Origin of the sequence: Massilia sp. Leaf139 (assembly GCF_001424165.1) — a bacterium.
Lineage (GTDB): Bacteria > Pseudomonadota > Gammaproteobacteria > Burkholderiales > Burkholderiaceae_D > Telluria.
The window spans coordinates 569,844-586,095 of sequence record NZ_LMOJ01000025.1; the positions used below are offsets into that span (position 1 = coordinate 569,844).

The window sequence follows — 16,252 nt, forward strand, 5'->3', positions numbered from 1 at the left end:
CTTATATTGGTGGCGTTTTACTGTTCCTGCAAGTCTTTTTCACCATTTTTTCACTCTGATAAGCCCAAAAAACAGGGTTTATACGCAACTCGTCCGGATAGAGTGAAAAAGCGCCATAAAACGCATGCAAAAACGCCGCGCCGACAGAGGTCGGGCGCGGCGTTTTAAGAGGACAAAAGATTCCGCTAAAGCTTCAGAATCTCGAAGAACCGTAGCGAGCGGCAGCAATGTTGGCCGAGACGCGCAGCTGTACGAGTAGTACAGCGAGCATCGCAGGCCGACAGTGCAACGCGCAGTAGGGTATTCGAGATTCCTACTACCGCATACCGGGCATCATGCCTTTCATACCGCGCATCATCTTCATCAAGCCGCCGCCCTTCAGCTTTTTCATCATCGTCTGCATCTGGTCGTACTGGTTCAGCATGCGGTTGACTTCCTGCACCTGCACGCCGGCGCCGGCGGCGATGCGGCGCTTGCGGTTGGCCTTGATCAGCTCCGGCTTGGCGCGTTCCAGCGGCGTCATCGAATCGATGATGCCGCACATGCGCTTGACCTGCTTCTCGGCCTGATCCATGTTGGCGCCCGCCGCGGCCTGCTGGAACTGCGCCGGCAGTTTGTCCAGCAGACCCGACATGCCGCCCATCTTCTTCATCTGCGACAGCTGCGCCTTGAAGTCGTTCATGTCGAAGCGGCCGCCCGACTTGATCTTGTTGGCCATGTCGGCCGCGGCTTTTTCGTCGACGCCTTTGCGGGCCTCTTCGACCAGCGCCATGATGTCGCCCATGCCCAGCACGCGGCTGGCCATGCGGGTCGGATCGAAGGCCTCCAGGCCATCGAGCTTTTCCGAGACGCCGGCGAACTTGATCGGCTTGCCGGTCACGTGGCGCACCGACAGCGCCGCACCGCCGCGCGAATCGCCATCGAGCTTGGTCAGCACGATGCCGGTCAGCGGCAGCGCGTCGTTGAAGGCCTTGGCGGTGTTGATCGCATCCTGGCCCAGCATGGCGTCGACCACGAACAGGGTCTCGATCGGTTTCACCGCGCCGTGGACGGCGGCGATTTCCTGCATCATCGCTTCGTCGATACCGAGGCGGCCGGCGGTGTCGATGATCAGGACGTCGTGGTAATGCTTCTTGGCCCAGTCCAGCGCGTTCAGGGCGATGTCGACCGGCTTGTCGGTCGACGAGGACGGGAAGAAGTCGGCGCCGACCTGCTTGGTCACCGATTCGAGCTGGGCGATCGCAGCCGGACGATACACGTCGGCCGAGACGGTCAGCACCTTTTTCTTCTTCTGCTCCTTCAGGTACTTGGCGAGCTTGCCGGTGGTGGTCGTTTTACCGACACCCTGCAAACCGGCCATCAGGATGATCGCCGGCGGCTGCTGCGCGAACGACAGCTGGGTCGCTTCGGGGCCGAGGTCGGCGCCCATCAGGGCGGCCAGCTCGCGCTGCACCACGCCGACCAGGGCCTGGCCGGGGCTGAGCGAGCCGATGACTTCTTCGCCCAGCGCTTTTTCCTTGACCTTGGCGATGAATTCGCGCACCGCCGGCAGGGCCACGTCGGCCTCGAGCAGGGCCAGGCGTACTTCGCGCAGCATCTCGGAGGTGTTCGCCTCGGTCAGGCGGGCCTCGCCGCGCATCGTCTTGACGACCTTGGCAAGGCGTTGGGTAAGGTTATCTAGCATGTTCTACCTATATATAAGGCGGCAATTCGACAGGAACCGCATTTCCGAATCCGTCATTTTACCCTGCGCCCAGCTCGCCCGCCCGTCCTTGCCGCCTTTTTGCCGCGCGAATTTTTGGCCGCCGTCATCTTGTTCCACATCAAAAGCCGAGCTTGCTTTATCTGACACATTCTGGATTCGCGGTGAGTCCTTTCCTTTTGACATCAGTTTCGAGGAAAGATAAGCGCCGCGGCGGCAACGGCCGCCTTTTCGGCCTACACAAGGGAGACAGGCATGATGCACAAATTCGGCAAAACCCTGGCCGCGCTGGCCTTGCTGGCCGCAAGCGCTGCGCAGAGCCAGGTACAGGCCCAGGAAGTCGTAAGGCTCGGGAACATCAAGCTGGCCCATTTCGGCGCCATCTCGTACATCAAGGAGATCGCACCCAGGTGCGGCATCAAGGTCGAGGAAAAAACCTTCGCCAAGGGACTCGACGTGATGCAGGCGATCATCGCCGGCGAACTCGATGTCGGCGCCACCGCGTCCGAGGCCGCGATTTCCGGCCGCGCCGGCGGCGCCCCGATCCTGGTGGTGGCCGGCTTCGCCACCGGCGGCGCGCGCCTGGTGGCGCAGCCGGGGCAGAACATCACGAGCGTCGCCCACTTGAAGGGCAAGCGCGTCGGCGTCACGCGCGGCGCCATCCAGGAAGTGCTGCTCATGGCCGAGCTGCAGAAGCACAAGCTCAGTTCGGGCACCGAACCGGGCAAGGACGTGCAGCTGGTCTTCCTCTCGTACGCCGACCTGAACGCCGCCATGATCGGCAAGCAGATCGACGCCATGATGCAGTCCGAACCGCAGGCCTCGCAGGCGATCAACAAGGCCTTTGGCGTCGAAGTGCTGAAACCCTACGACACCCCGATCGGCTCGCCCGTGCGCACCATGGTCATGACCGAACAGTTCTACAACACGCGGCGCCCGCTCGCCGAAAAATTCATGCGCTGCTTCGTGCAGGCGACCAAGGCCTTCATCGACGACAAGGCGCTGGCCTCGAAATACGTGCGCGAGACGATTTTCAAGGGCCAGATCAGCGTCGACGACTTCGAGGACGCGATCGGCAACGCGCCGTATTCGTACGACATCACGGCCGAGCACATCCAGGTCACGACCGACACCATGGCGAAAACCGGGGTGGGGCGCATGCGCCAGCCGCCGGTGGCGCGCGACTGGGTGCGCACCGACCTGCTGGCCGCGGCCAAGAAAAGCCTGAACGTGAACTGAGGCGGGAGAGCGATCATGAATGAGCCGAAGGCAAGCACGGCGTGGCGCCGCGAGTGGCAGGCGCGCGCGGTCGGCATGGTGGTGCCGCTGCTGGCGATCCTGATCTGGCAGGCCGTGGCCAGCGCCGGCCTGGTCAACCCGCAGGTGCTGCCGGCGCCGGTCGACGTCGGCCACAAATGGGTCGAGTACCTGCTGCCGCTGCAAGCTTACGAGGAGCATGGCGGCCGCATCTGGTGGTCATCGGCCTGGTGGGCCTGGGCTTTTTCGGGCGAGCTGGTGGTCGACACCCTTACCAGTCTGTACAGGGTGGTGGTGGGCTTCGCCATCGGCGGCGGCCTGGCCCTGCCGCTGGGACTGGCGATGGGCGCGATCCCCGCCGTCTACGCCTGGATGAACCCCCTGGTGCAGCTGCTGCGTCCGATTCCGCCGATCGCCTACATCCCGCTGGCCATCCTCTGGTTCGGCCTGGGTAATCCGCCCGCCGTGTTCCTGATCGCGCTGGGCGCCTTCTTTCCGGTCTTGATGAACACCATCGCCGGCGTGCGCCAGGTCGACGGCATCTATCTGCGCGCGGCGCGCAGCCTGGGCGCCGGCCGCGGCACGGTGTTCTACCGCGTGATCCTGCCGGCGGCCGTGCCCTACATCCTGTCGGGTGTGCGGATCGGCATCGGCACCGCCTTCATCGTCGTCATCGTCTCCGAGATGATTGCGGTGAACAACGGCCTGGGCTTTCGCATCCTGGAAGCGCGCGAGTATTTTTGGTCGGACAAGATCATCGCCGGCATGATCACCATCGGCATGCTCGGTCTCGCCATCGACATCGGCATGAACCGCCTGAACAACTACCTGCTGCGCTGGCACCGCGGCCTGGAGCATTGAGGGAGCACGCATGGAAGCGCATATCCGCATTCAGAAGGTCAATAAAGTCTTCGCCAGCGGGCGGCGCGAGATCGTGGCGCTGCAGGACATCAGCCTCGACATCGCGCCCGGCCAGTTCACCTGCCTGCTCGGGCCTTCGGGCTGCGGCAAGTCGACCCTGCTCAACGCCGTGGCCGGCTTTTCCCATCCGACCGGCGGCAGCATCCTGGTCGACGGCGCGCCCGTCACCGGGCCGGGGCCGGAACGCGGCATGGTGTTCCAGGAATATGCGCTGTTTCCCTGGATGACGGTCGAGAAGAACGTCGCCTTCGGGCTCGAGATCAAGGGACTGGCCAAGGCGCGCATTGCCGGCACGGTCGAGAAGCTGCTGCACATGCTGTCGCTCTCGGAATTTCGCACGCGCTATCCGAAAGACCTGTCCGGCGGCATGCGCCAGCGGGTGGCGATCGCGCGCGTGCTGGCGCTCGATTCGCCCATCATGCTGATGGACGAACCCTTCGGCGCGCTCGACGCGCTCACCCGGCGCAACCTGCAGGACGAGCTGCTGCGCATCTGGATGGAGACGAAGAAGACGATCCTGTTCGTCACCCACAGCATCGAAGAGGCGATCTATCTGGCCGACCGCATCGTCGTCATGACCTATCGGCCGGGCACGGTCAAGCGCGACATCCTGGTGGATCTGCCGCGCGGGCGCGACCCGGCTTCGCCCGCCTTCAACGACCTGAAACGCGAACTGGGCCAGCTCGTCATGGAAGAGCAGCAGCGCCATCACCAGGACGAGCGCCGCATGGCGGCCGTCGACTAGGCGCCTGGCGGGCAGGGCAGGGCCTGCCACCGGCGGGTGTCGATGGTGTAGACTCGCGTTATGCACAACACCCTCTTTTTCGCCGCGGCCATCCTGTACGCGGCCTGCGCCCTGCTGGCCTCGAACCGGGGCGCGCTCATTTCCGGCGTCACCGCGCTGGCCTGGGCGGTGCACGGCCTGGCGCTGTGGAGCGACGCGTTTGCCCCGGGCGGCCTGCGCATCGGTTTCGCCATCATGCTCTCGGCCGCGCTGTGGGTCTCGGTGGCCGCCTACTGGGTCGAGAACCGCAACTTCGCCCTCGACGGCCTGCGCCGCCTGGTCATGCCCTGCGCCTGCGCCGCGGCCCTGCTGCCGATGGTGTTTCCGGGCGCCGTCATGCCGCTGCAAAACCAGTCGAGCGCCTTCGGCTGGCATGTGGCGGTGGCCGTGCTGGCCTACAGCACGCTGACCATCGCCGCCTTCCACGCGGTTCTGATGGCGCTGCAGGAAACGCGCCTGCATGCGCGCGCCGTGCCCGCCGCAAACGGCTGGTTCGGCGGCGCGCTCGACCAGTTGCCGGCGCTGCTGACGATGGAAAAGCTGCTGTTCCGGCTGATCTGGATCGGCTTCGTGCTGCTCAGCCTTACTGTGCTGTCGGGCGTCGTGTTTTCGGAACAGCTGTTCGGCCGCGCGCTGCGCTGGGATCACAAAAACGTCTTCGCGCTGCTGTCCTGGCTGCTGTTCGCGGCCCTGCTGGCCGGGCGCCAATGGCGCGGCTGGCGCGGCAAGACGGCGCTGCGCTTCACGCTGGCCGGTTTCGCCACGCTGGCGCTGGCCTATGTCGGCAGCCGCTTCGTGCTGGAAGTCGTGCTGCACCGGGGGATCGCATGAGCCGCGCCATTTTCTGGATCCTGCTGGCCTTGCTGGTCTATTTCGCGGTGCGCGCCAAGCTGCGCGCCGCTGCCCGCAAGCACGAGATGCACGTGCCGCCGCAGCGGAGCGCGCCGCCGGCCGCGGCCATCGAGGACATGACCAGCTGCGCCCATTGCGGCCTGCACTTCCCGGCCTCGGAAGCGCTGCACGCCGATGGGCGCGATTACTGCAGCCCGGCCCACCTGCGCCTGCCGCCCCATCAACCTTGAAGACCGGCTGGCAGGTGTTGTCGACCCAGTCGCGCGCCACCTTCTGGCGCTCGCTGCAGGCGCTGACGGTGACGCGGATCGTGATCGCGCTGGTGCTGCTGCTCTACCTTGCTTTCGACGTGCAGGGCGGCGGCTCGCGCGCCTTGCCGATCTACGCGACCACCTGCTTCTTCTACCTGGGCGCGGCCGTCTGCTTCAGCGCGCTGACCCTGTTCTGGCGGCGCCGCTTCACGCTCCAGCTGACGCTGCAGATCGCCTTCGACCTGGGCGTCATTTCGCTCCTGTACCTGGCTGCCGGCGGCGTGCGCAGCGGCCTGGGCATCCTGTACCTGTTCCCGCTGGCCGGAGCGGCGATCCTGGCGCCGTTGGTGCCGGCCCTGTTCTCGGCCGCGCTGGCGACCTTGTTCATCCTGGCCGACGCCGCCTGGCAGCTGTTCACGGACGACGGCGAACCGGCCCTGATGCAGGTGGGGATGACCGGCATCGCCTTCTTCGCCGTGGTCTGGCTGGTGAACCGGCTGGCGGCGCGCCTGATCGGCCAGGAAGAGCTGGCGGCCCAGCGCGGCATCGATTTGCAGGTGCAGCAGGCGATCAACGAGATCGTGATCGCGGACGTGGGCGACGGCGTGCTGGTGGTCGGCGCCGACGGGCGCATCCACACGGCCAATCCGGCGGCCCGGCGCATGCTAGGAATGGAAGCGGCGGCCGGCCTGCAGCTCGATGCCTTGCCGGGACTGGAGCCGGTGGCGCATGCCTTCGACGCCTGGATCGGGGTGGCGGCGGACGCGCCGCAGGCGCTGGCCGCGATCGAGCCGGTGCCGGGCGAGGCCGGGCCCGACGCGGCGTATGTCATATTAAAACCCTACCAGGAAGTGGCGGTCGGCGAAGCGGGCCTGCGCGCGCGGCGCGACCAGCCGGCGCACCTGAAGCTGCGCTTCGCGCGGGTGGCTGCCGGCGGCGGCGCGCCGGCGCGCAGCGTGATCTTCCTGCAGGACGTGAGTGCCATCGAAAACCAGGCGCAGCAACTGAAACTGGCTTCGATGGGACGCCTGACGGCCAGCATCGCGCACGAGGTAAGAAATCCCTTGTCGGCGATCGGCCACGCCACTGCCTTGTTAGCGGAAGACCTCCACGGCAAGGCCGAGGTGCGCCTGTTGAAAATCATCGGCGACAACGTGGCGCGCGTGAACCGCATGGTCGAGGACATCCTGCAGCTCTCGCGCAAGGCCCAGCCGTATGCGGAACCGGTGCAGCTGGGGCCCTTCCTGCTCGAACTGAAAAACGAGTTCTGCGAGACCCAGGGCCTGGCGGACGAGATGGTCTGGCTGGGCGGCGCCGGCGCGATCGAGGTGCGCTTCGACGCGCTGCACCTGCGCGAGGTGCTGGTCAATTTGCTCGGCAATGCCATTCGCTATGCCAGCCGCGAGCCGGCCAGCATCCGCATCTGGCCCGAACTCGACGCCTTCGGCACCCTGGAACTGCATGTGCAGGACGACGGCCCCGGCATCACGCCCGAGGTGCGCGCCCACCTGTTCGAGCCGTTCTATACGACCTCCAGCAAGGGCACCGGCCTGGGCCTGTACCTGGCGCGCGAGCTATGCCTGAACAACGGCGCTAAACTCGATTACGAATCGCGCTTCAGTCACGATGGAGAGCGCACGGCACTGGGGCCGCGCAAGGCGAGCGGCCGCTTCGTCATCACCTTCGCCCGACAGCAGGCTGCCGGTGCGAGCGCCCAGCAAGAGAGGACAGTATGAGTTCACCCCGCATCCTGGTCGTCGACGACGAAGCCGACCTGCGCGAACTGCTCGAGATCACGCTCCTGAAAATGGGGCTGGACGTCGACTGCGCGGCCACCCTGCGCGAGGCGCGGCGCCAGGTGGCGGACAACAGCTACGACCTGGTGCTGACCGACATGCGCCTGCCCGACGGCCTCGGCCTGGAACTGGTGCGCGAAGTGTCGGGCAGCTCGAAGACCCCGATCGCCGTCATCACCGCCTTCGGCAGCGCCGAGAACGCCGTGGTGGCGCTGAAGGCCGGCGCCTTCGACTACGTGTCGAAACCGGTAGTGCTGGACGAGCTGCGCGTGATGGTGCGCTCGGCATTGAAACTGTCGGAAGCGCCTGTGGGGCAGGCGGGCGGGGAGGGCGGCGGCTCGCGCCTGATCGGCAATTCGCAGGCGATGCAGGCGCTGCGCGCGCAGATCGGACGCCTGGCGCGCTCGATGGCGCCGATCGCGATCACCGGCGAGTCCGGCGCCGGCAAGGAACTGGCGGCGCGCGAAATCCACGCCCAGAGTTCGCGCGCTAGCAAACCCTTCGTTGCCGTCAACTGCGGCGCGATTCCGGAAAACCTGATGGAGTCCGAATTCTTCGGCCACCGCAAGGGCGCGTTCACGGGCGCGGGGGAAGAGCGCGACGGCTTCTTCCAGGCGGCCAACGGCGGCACCCTGATGCTCGACGAAGTGGCCGATCTGCCGCTGGCGATGCAGGTCAAATTGCTGCGCGCGATCCAAGAGCGGCGCGTGCGCAAGATCGGCGCGACCAACGAGGAGCCGGTCGACGTGCGCATCATCAGCGCGACCCACGAGGATCTGGCCAAATGCGTCGAGACCGGGGTGTTTCGCCAGGATTTGTTCTATCGCCTGAACGTGATCGAGCTGGCGCTGCCGCCGCTGCGCGAACGCCTCGACGATCTGCCGGTGCTGACAGACGGCATCCTGGCGCGCCTGGCGGGGCCTGGTTCCACCAGTGCCGCGCTCGGGCCGGGCGTGCTGGACGCGCTGCGCGCCTATTCCTTCCCCGGCAATGTGCGCGAACTGGAAAACGTGCTGGAGCGGGCGCTGGCGTTTGCCGACGGCGGCGTGATCCAGGTCGAGGATCTGTCGCTGAAGGCGGCGCGGCCGGCGGAGACGGCGCGAAGCGAGATGGCACCGGTGGCGCCCGTTGTCGAGGTGCCGCCATCCCCCCCGCCGGCCCCGGCGGCGCCGAGCGCGGCGCCGGTCGTGCAGGAACCCGTGGGGCTCGGCCCGGCTTCCCTGCCGAGCGACCTGCCGGCCTACCTGGAACAGGTCGAGCGCGACATCATCGGACGCGCCCTGCAGCAAACCCAATTCAACCGCACCAAGACCGCCAGCCTGCTCGGCATCAGTGTCCGCCAGCTGCGCTACCAGATGCAGAAACTCGATATCCAGGCCCCGGAGAATTAATAACATGCCTAAATTACTACGGTATGCCGCCCTGGCGATCGCCCTGATCGCTGCCTTCATGTGGATGAAGCACGAACGCGCCGCCGACGCCTGCCGCAAGGCCGGCGGGCAGTGGGACGGGGCGGCGAACGCTTGCGTGCCGGCGGCGCCGGCGGCGGGCAGCCGGGCGGGGTAAACGCGTGGCGCACGCCAAGTTTGTGTCATCTCAAGCCTGAACTTGTCAAAAAGCGTTGCCTTTTCGCCAGTGCAAAATCGTATCGTGTGCACGGCGATTGAGCAGGGTTCGCGGCGGCTGAACAAGCTTTAAGCAGCAGGTTAGTGCCCACTTACTCGCAAGCGCGCATTCGAAGTCGAAGCCGACGATGTCAAGAGTCACGCGCACAAAAAACGCCGGATTTTGAAAATTTAATCACTTGCGGCTTGCGGCGGCCAAGTACTACAATTAGTCCATTGTCAAACCACGGCACTATATCTAGTGGTAGCAGACTCAAGCATAAGAGACAGTTATTGCAGCACGGCAGCAAATCAGCGTCCTTGCTTCACCATGCTTCAAACCCGATAAATCCAATGGCAGCACCATTGTCCAGCCCGGTAATCACCGGCTGGCAGGGGTTCGTTTTGCTCCTTGTTTTTTAGTTAATTTACTGGCCGCCCGCTCTGCGGGCACCGATCGACAACATAGGCGGCAGCCCGACTGCCCTTCCTGGAGGCCCCATGCAGACTTCTCAAGACATTTCCATCCACCCGCACGCGGCCTCCGGAACGGCTGCCGGCACGAACAACGCCGCCGAACTGGCCGCGCGCGCCGACTACCGTATCCTGCGCCGTAACGGCGCCGTCGTGCCTTTCGAGCCGAACAAGATCTCGGTCGCGATGACCAAGGCCTTCCTGGCGGTCGCCGGCGGCCAGGGCGCCGCGTCGGCCCGCATCCGCGAGCTGGTGGAAGAGCTGACCAACAACGTGGTCGCCAACCTGATGCGCCGCCAGCCGAACGGCGGCACCTTCCACATCGAAGATGTGCAGGATCAGGTGGAACTGTCCTTGATGCGCTCGGGCGAGCACGATGTCGCACGCGCCTATGTGCTGTACCGCGCCAAGCAGATGGAAGAGCGCCGCGCCGCCAAGGAAGCCGCCGGCACCCAGCAGGTGGCCGCGCCCCAGATCCACGTGGTCGACGGCGGCCAGCGCCTGCCGCTGGACATCAACGACGTGCATGCCCTGGTGAACGCCGCCTGCGCCGGCCTGGAAAAGCACGTCGACGCCGAGGCGATCGTCGCCGAGACCCTGCGCAACCTGTACGACGGCGTGCCGGTCGAAGAGCTGCACAAGTCCGCCATCCTGGCCGCGCGCGCGCTGATGGAAACCGATCCGGCCTACAGCCAGGTCACGGCCCGCATCCTGCTGCACACGATCCGCAAGGAAGTCTTCGGCAAGGAAGTCCCGCAAGCCAAGGCTGCCGCCGAATACGTCACCTATTTCCCGCAATACGTCGCCAAGGGCATCGAAAACGAACTGCTCGACGCCGAACTGGGCAACTATGACCTGGAGCGCCTGGCGAAGGCGATCGTGGCCGACCGCGACCTGCAATTCGGCTACATCGGCCTGCAGACCCTGTACGACCGCTACTTCCTGCACGTGCGCGAAACCCGCATCGAGATGCCGCAGGCCTTCTACATGCGCGTCGCCATGGGCCTGGCCCTGCGCGAAGCGGATCGCGAAGCGCGCGCCATCGAGTTCTACAACCTGCTGTCGAGCTTCGATTTCATGAGCTCGACCCCGACCCTGTTCAATTCGGGCACCCGCCGCTCGCAGCTGTCGTCGTGCTACCTGACCACCGTCGGCGACGACCTGGAAGGCATCTACGACGCCATCAAGGAAAACGCGCTGCTGTCGAAGTTCGCCGGCGGCCTGGGCAACGACTGGACGCCGGTGCGTGCGCTCGGCTCGCGCATCAAGGGCACCAACGGCAAGTCGCAGGGCGTCGTCCCGTTCCTGAAAGTGGTCAACGACACGGCCGTGGCCGTGAACCAGGGCGGCAAGCGCAAGGGCGCGGTCTGCGCCTACCTGGAAACCTGGCACATGGACATCGAGGAATTCCTCGACCTGCGCAAGAACACCGGCGACGACCGCCGCCGCACGCACGACATGAACACGGCGAACTGGATTCCCGATCTGTTCATGAAGCGCGTGATGGAAAAGGGCCACTGGACGCTGTTCACCCCGAGCGAAACGCCGGATCTGCACGACCTGGTGGGTAAAGCCTTCGAACAAGCGTACCTGGGCTATGAAGCCAAGGCCGAGCGCGGCGAAATCCGCGTGTTCAAGAAGATCGAAGCGCTCGACCTGTGGCGCAAGATGCTGTCGATGCTGTTCGAAACCGGCCACCCATGGATCACCTTCAAGGATCCGTGCAACATCCGTTCGCCGCAGCAGCACATCGGCGTCGTGCACTCGTCGAACCTGTGCACCGAGATCACCCTGAACACCAGCGCCGACGAAATCGCGGTCTGCAACCTGGGTTCGATCAACCTGCCGCAGCACATGAAGGGCGATGGCCTGGATCACGTGAAGCTGCAGAAGACGATCCGCACCGCGATGCGCATGCTCGACAACGTCATCGACATCAACTACTACGCCGTCGAAAAGGCGCGCAATTCGAACCTGCGTCACCGCCCGGTCGGCATGGGCATCATGGGTCACCAGGACTGCCTGCACATGATGCGCGTGCCGTTCGCCTCGGACAAGGCCGTCGAATTCGCCGACAAGTCGATGGAAGCCGTCTGCTACTTCGCCTATCTGGCCTCGACCGAGCTGGCCGAAGAGCGCGGCCGCTACGAGTCCTACGCCGGTTCGCTGTGGGATCGCGGCATCCTGCCGCAAGATTCGATCAAGCTGCTGGCGGAAGAACGCGGCGGCTACCTCGAGCAGGACACGAGCGAATCGATGGACTGGACGGTGGTGCGCGAGCGCATCAAGCAGTTCGGCATGCGTAACTCGAACTGCGTGGCGATCGCCCCGACCGCGACGATCTCGAACATCATCGGCGTGTCGGCCTGCATCGAGCCGACCTTCCAGAACCTGTACGTGAAGTCGAACCTGTCGGGCGAATTCACCGAGATCAACGCGTACCTGGTGCGCGACCTGAAGGCGCGCGACCTGTGGGACGAAGTCATGATCGCCGACCTGAAGTACTTCGACGGTTCGCTCAGCAAGATCGACCGCGTGCCGCAAGACCTGCGCGACATCTACGCCACGGCCTTCGAGGTCGAGCCGAAGTGGCTGGTCGAGCAGGCATCGCGCCGCCAGAAGTGGATCGACCAGGCCCAGTCGCTGAACATCTATATGGCCGGCGCCTCGGGCAAGAAGCTGGACGAAACCTACAAGCTGGCCTGGCTGCGCGGCCTGAAGACGACCTACTACCTGCGCACCATCGCGGCGACGCACATGGAGAAGTCGACCACCCGCACCGGCGCGCTGAACGCGGTGCCGGTCTCGGGCGGCCTGGCGGCCGGTCACGCGGCGCCTGCGGCTCCTGCCGCGGCGCCAGTCGCCTCGGCGGACATCGTCGAAGGCGCGGCCTGCTACCTGCGTCCGGGCGATGCCGGCTTCGACGAGTGCGAAGCGTGCCAATAAGAGTCGTTTAAGTCATTAATCCACGCCCGGCCTATGCGCCGGGCGTTGCCGTCAAAGAATTCAAGAGGAAACCATCATGCTGTCATGGGACGATGAACCAAGCACCGCGCCTGTAGCGCCCCCACCGCAATCCGGCGCCCTGCCGGAAACCACCGATGCCGCCCTGGTCGCCAAACGCGTCAACGCGGACGATAAGCGCATCATCAACGGCCAGACCGACGTCAACCAGCTGGTGCCGTTCAAGTACAAGTGGGCCTGGGACAAGTACCTGGCCGGCTGCGCCAACCACTGGATGCCGCAGGAAGTGAACATGCAGCGCGATATCGAGCTGTGGAAGAGCCCGAACGGCCTGTCCGAAGACGAGCGCCGCCTGGTCAAGCGCAACCTGGGCTTCTTCGTCACCGCCGACTCGCTGGCCGCCAACAACATCGTGCTGGGCACCTATCGCCACATCACGGCCCCGGAATGCCGCCAGTACCTGCTGCGCCAGGCCTTTGAAGAGGCGATCCACACCCACGCCTACCAGTACATCGTCGAGTCGCTCGGCCTGGACGAGAAGGAAATCTTCAACGCCTACAACGAGATCGAATCGATCCACGACAAGGATCAGTTCCTGATCCCGTTCATCAACGTCCTGACCGACCCGGAATTCAAGACCGGCACGCTGGAGGCGGATCAGAAGCTGCTGAAGTCGATCATCGTCTTCGCCTGCCTGATGGAAGGCCTGTTCTTCTACGTCGGCTTCACCCAGATCCTGGCGCTGGGCCGCCAGAACAAGATGACCGGCGCCGCCGAGCAGTACCAGTACATCCTGCGCGACGAGTCGATGCACGTGAACTTCGGCATCGACCTGATCAACACGATCAAGATGGAAAACCCGCTCCTGTGGACGCCGGCCTTCCGCGACGAGATCAAGGCCCTGTTCCTGGAAGCCGTCGAACTGGAATACCGCTACGCCGAAGACACCATGCCACGCGGCGTGCTGGGCCTGAACGCTCCGATGTTCAAGGGCTACCTGCGCTTCATCGCGAATCGCCGCGCCGTGCAGATCGGCCTCGATCCGCTGTTCCCGAACGAAGAGAATCCGTTCCCATGGATGAGCGAGATGATCGACCTGAAGAAGGAGCGTAACTTCTTCGAGACGCGCGTGACGGAGTACCAGACCGGCGGCGCATTGAGCTGGGATTGATGCCAATCCGCTGTCTGTAAATGCCATGAAGCCCGATGAGAAATCATCGGGCTTTTTTCATGGGCACCTGTTTGGGCACATATGGCGATGTGGATGGTCAAAGGAGATAGCGGTGCGGAGGCGTCGGTTGAATCGACGATGCGTCCGATGTACGGTGTCCGAATGCGATGCGCACGATTGAAATCGCGGATCGCCGGTGCGGTCGAAGCGGCGCGCGTTTTCCAGCGGCGACATGTGCTCCAAATAGCAGGAGCCCTGATGGAATCAGGCGCGCTTTGAAGCGGGGCGACCCGGATCGTGCCTTGGTTCCGACATCAGGATTGTTGTAGTCGTCATGAAGGAACGAATTTACTCGTGCGCGGGTTGCGGAGTGACAAGGTTTTCGTGTACTTTACGTGATTGAATTTGTCAAAACGTGAACATGGATTTTTTCGCATGCTCGCGGGCAAAGAAAACCGATCGAATCAAGGATGTCTCGACCGCGAAAGCAGACGCAAAAACCACGCGCTGCCGGTAGTCCGGGGCCTCCATAATGGGACGCTGATTCAAGCCAGCATGCACATAAGCGTAACGAAAAGAACAAGCCGCACTGCCTGATCCTTTTCAGGCATGGCGGCTTTTTCTTTTCGTGCCCGCGAGGGCAGCGATGTGAAAGCGCATCTGAGTAATGAGTGGGTGTCCCGACGTCGTTGGCTGAAGCGCTGCAATTGTGAGGAGTTGCAGCAGTTCAGCTGGTGCCGGATTCATTGGCAGTAACCCAAAACGGTTTATGCCGATGAATAACCCGCCTGGCCATCCGGACAGACGGGTTTCAACCTTGTAGCGTATTTTCTCATCGCAGAGAAGGAGAACGAAAATGGCAACAGCCGCTAAGAAACCAGCAGCAAAACCGGCAGCGAAAGCTGCGACCAAACCGGCCGCCAAGGCCGCCGGCGCCGAGAAGCCAGCCGCCAAGTCGGCCGCGAAGACGGCGACCAAGACCGCCGCCAAGCCTGCAGCCAAGGCCGCGACGAAATCGGCTGCGAAGCCGGCCGCCAAGCCAGCGGCCAAGGCAGCATCGAAGTCGCCAGCGAAAGCCGCAGCGAAGCCGGCAGCAAAGAAGGCCGCAGCCAAGCCAGCAGCAAAGAAGGCAGCCGCCAAGCCTGCAGCCAAGGCAGCGACCAAGCCGGCCGCCAAGAAGACCGCAGCAGCCAAGCCGGCAGCCAAGCCAGCGGCGAAGAAAGCCAGCGCTGCCAAGCCGGCAGCCAAGAAGGCCGCAGCCAAGCCGGTAGCAAAGGCAGCCGCAACGAAATCGGCAGCGAAACCGGCAGCGAAGAAATCCGCAGCGGCTAAAGCGCCGGCGAAGAGCGCAAACAAGGCCGCCGCCAAGCCAGCGGCTAAATCGGCAGCCAAGCCGGCGGCCAAGAAGACCGCGACCAAGACCGCTGCCAAGCCAGCCGCGAAGAAAACCGCAGCTGCAAAGCCGGCCGCCAAGCCAGCAGCCAAGAAGACCGCAGCCGCGAAACCGGCAGCCAAGTCGGCAACTAAGTCGGCAGCCAAGTCGGCAACTAAGTCGGCAGCCAAGTCGGCCACCAAATCAACAGCCAAGTCGGCCAGCAAATCGGCAGCCAAGCCGGCCGTCAAGAGCGCAGCGAAGTCCGCCGCGAAGCCGGTAGCAAAAGCTGCGGCGACCAAGTCGGCGGCAAAATCGCCTGCCAAGTCGGCCGCCAAAGCGCCTGCCAAGTCGGCGTCGAAAGGCCCGGCAAAGTCGGCAGCCAAGACCGCCGCCAAGACGCCTGCAAAGTCGGCAGCTAAAACCGCAGCCAAGGCTCCGGCGAAGTCGCCAGCGAAATCCGCAGCGAAGGGGACGTCTGCGAAGACGTCCGCCAAGGCCGCTGCCAAGAGTGCCACGAAGGCGCCGGCCAAGTCAGCCGCCAAGACTGCCACCCCAGCACCGGCCAAGGCTGCTGCTACCAAGCCCGCCGCGAAGCCTGCTGCGACCAAGACCACCGCAACCAAGGCCGCCGCACCAGCGCCAGCCAAGCCGGCAGCCAAGCCCGCCGCCAAGGCCGAAGCCAAGCCAGAGGCAATGAAGGCCGAAGCCAAGCCGGAAGCGATGAAGGCGGAAGCGAAGCCGGAAGCTGCGAAAGCGGAAGCCAAGCCGGAAGCGTCGGTGAAAGCCGAAGCCAAACCGGAAGCGGCGGCAGCCAAGGCGGAAGCCAAGCCGGAAGCGGCAGCCAAGCCAGCAGCGAAGAAAGCTGCGGCGAAGAAGCCGGCCGCCAAGCAAGCTTCGGCAGTGCCGCAAGCGAGCGCGGAAGCCAAGCCAGCGCAAGCAGGAACCGAAGCCAAGCCGGCAGCAGCACCGGCCGCCAAGACCGTGCTGGCACCGGCAGCCGCCTGGCCGTTCCCGACCAGCAGCCGTCCGTAACACCCAGTCAGGCCCGCTTAGGGCAAAATACCGCTGTGTGAACCCTCACACAGCGGTTTTTTTTATCTC

At 64.5% G+C, this 16,252-nt stretch carries 13 protein-coding genes; 11 read left to right on the forward strand and 2 right to left on the reverse strand.

Annotated elements, in window-relative coordinates:
- Positions 1-316: 316 nt before the first annotated feature.
- Positions 317-1,684, reverse strand: a complete 1,368-nt coding sequence (gene ffh, locus ASF77_RS20350) for a signal recognition particle protein (RefSeq protein ID WP_056343659.1) — start codon at positions 1,682-1,684, stop codon at positions 317-319.
- A gap of 273 nt (positions 1,685-1,957) precedes the next feature.
- Here ffh and ASF77_RS20355 point away from each other — a divergent pair, with 273 nt between their 5' ends.
- The 10 genes from ASF77_RS20355 (at position 1,958) to ASF77_RS20395 (ending at position 13,776) form a co-directional block, all read left to right on the forward strand.
- On the forward strand, positions 1,958-2,941 hold the full coding sequence (locus tag ASF77_RS20355; protein ID WP_056343662.1) for an ABC transporter substrate-binding protein: 984 nt from the start codon (positions 1,958-1,960) through the stop codon (positions 2,939-2,941).
- A gap of 15 nt (positions 2,942-2,956) precedes the next feature.
- Positions 2,957-3,820 carry an ABC transporter permease gene (locus ASF77_RS20360; RefSeq protein ID WP_056343665.1) on the forward strand — a complete coding sequence of 288 codons (864 nt, stop codon included), beginning with the start codon at positions 2,957-2,959 and terminating at the stop codon, positions 3,818-3,820.
- A gap of 10 nt (positions 3,821-3,830) precedes the next feature.
- Complete coding sequence (locus ASF77_RS20365) at positions 3,831-4,625, forward strand: ABC transporter ATP-binding protein (protein WP_056343667.1); 795 nt, start codon at positions 3,831-3,833, stop codon at positions 4,623-4,625.
- A 60-nt stretch (positions 4,626-4,685) separates the two neighbouring features.
- Complete coding sequence (locus ASF77_RS20370) at positions 4,686-5,495, forward strand: inner membrane protein YpjD (RefSeq protein ID WP_056343671.1); 810 nt, start codon at positions 4,686-4,688, stop codon at positions 5,493-5,495.
- A complete protein-coding gene (locus ASF77_RS20375) occupies positions 5,492-5,746 on the forward strand; it encodes a PP0621 family protein (protein ID WP_056343674.1) in 255 nt (84 codons plus the stop codon). The genes ASF77_RS20370 and ASF77_RS20375 overlap by 4 nt, the downstream gene beginning before the upstream one ends.
- Positions 5,743-7,503 (forward strand): PAS domain-containing sensor histidine kinase, encoded by a 1,761-nt coding sequence (locus tag ASF77_RS20380; RefSeq protein ID WP_056343676.1) that lies wholly within the window; start codon positions 5,743-5,745, stop codon positions 7,501-7,503. Before ASF77_RS20375 ends, ASF77_RS20380 begins: the two co-directional genes overlap by 4 nt.
- Positions 7,500-8,954: a sigma-54 dependent transcriptional regulator gene (locus tag ASF77_RS20385; RefSeq protein WP_056343679.1), complete on the forward strand. Its 1,455-nt coding sequence runs from the start codon at positions 7,500-7,502 to the stop codon at positions 8,952-8,954. Before ASF77_RS20380 ends, ASF77_RS20385 begins: the two co-directional genes overlap by 4 nt.
- 4 nt (positions 8,955-8,958) lie before the next feature.
- A complete protein-coding gene (locus ASF77_RS24430; RefSeq protein ID WP_156648955.1) occupies positions 8,959-9,129 on the forward strand; it encodes a hypothetical protein in 171 nt (56 codons plus the stop codon).
- Between the two features lie 539 nt (positions 9,130-9,668).
- Positions 9,669-12,587, forward strand: a complete 2,919-nt coding sequence (locus ASF77_RS20390) for a ribonucleoside-diphosphate reductase subunit alpha (protein WP_056343682.1) — start codon at positions 9,669-9,671, stop codon at positions 12,585-12,587.
- Positions 12,588-12,663: 76 nt separating this feature from the next.
- Entirely contained in the window at positions 12,664-13,776 is a 1,113-nt protein-coding gene (locus ASF77_RS20395; RefSeq protein WP_200934208.1) for a ribonucleotide-diphosphate reductase subunit beta, read from the forward strand.
- Positions 13,777-14,379: 603 nt separating this feature from the next.
- Here ASF77_RS20395 and ASF77_RS25170 read toward each other — a convergent pair.
- A complete protein-coding gene (locus tag ASF77_RS25170) occupies positions 14,380-15,861 on the reverse strand; it encodes a hypothetical protein (protein WP_156648956.1) in 1,482 nt (493 codons plus the stop codon).
- Here ASF77_RS25170 and ASF77_RS25045 point away from each other — a divergent pair.
- The gene (locus ASF77_RS25045; RefSeq protein ID WP_056343690.1) at positions 15,845-16,183 is read left to right on the forward strand and encodes a hypothetical protein; all 339 of its coding nucleotides are present in this window, start codon (positions 15,845-15,847) and stop codon (positions 16,181-16,183) included. The two genes, ASF77_RS25170 and ASF77_RS25045, sit on opposite strands and share 17 nt — an antisense overlap.
- The last annotated feature ends 69 nt before the right edge of the window (positions 16,184-16,252 follow it).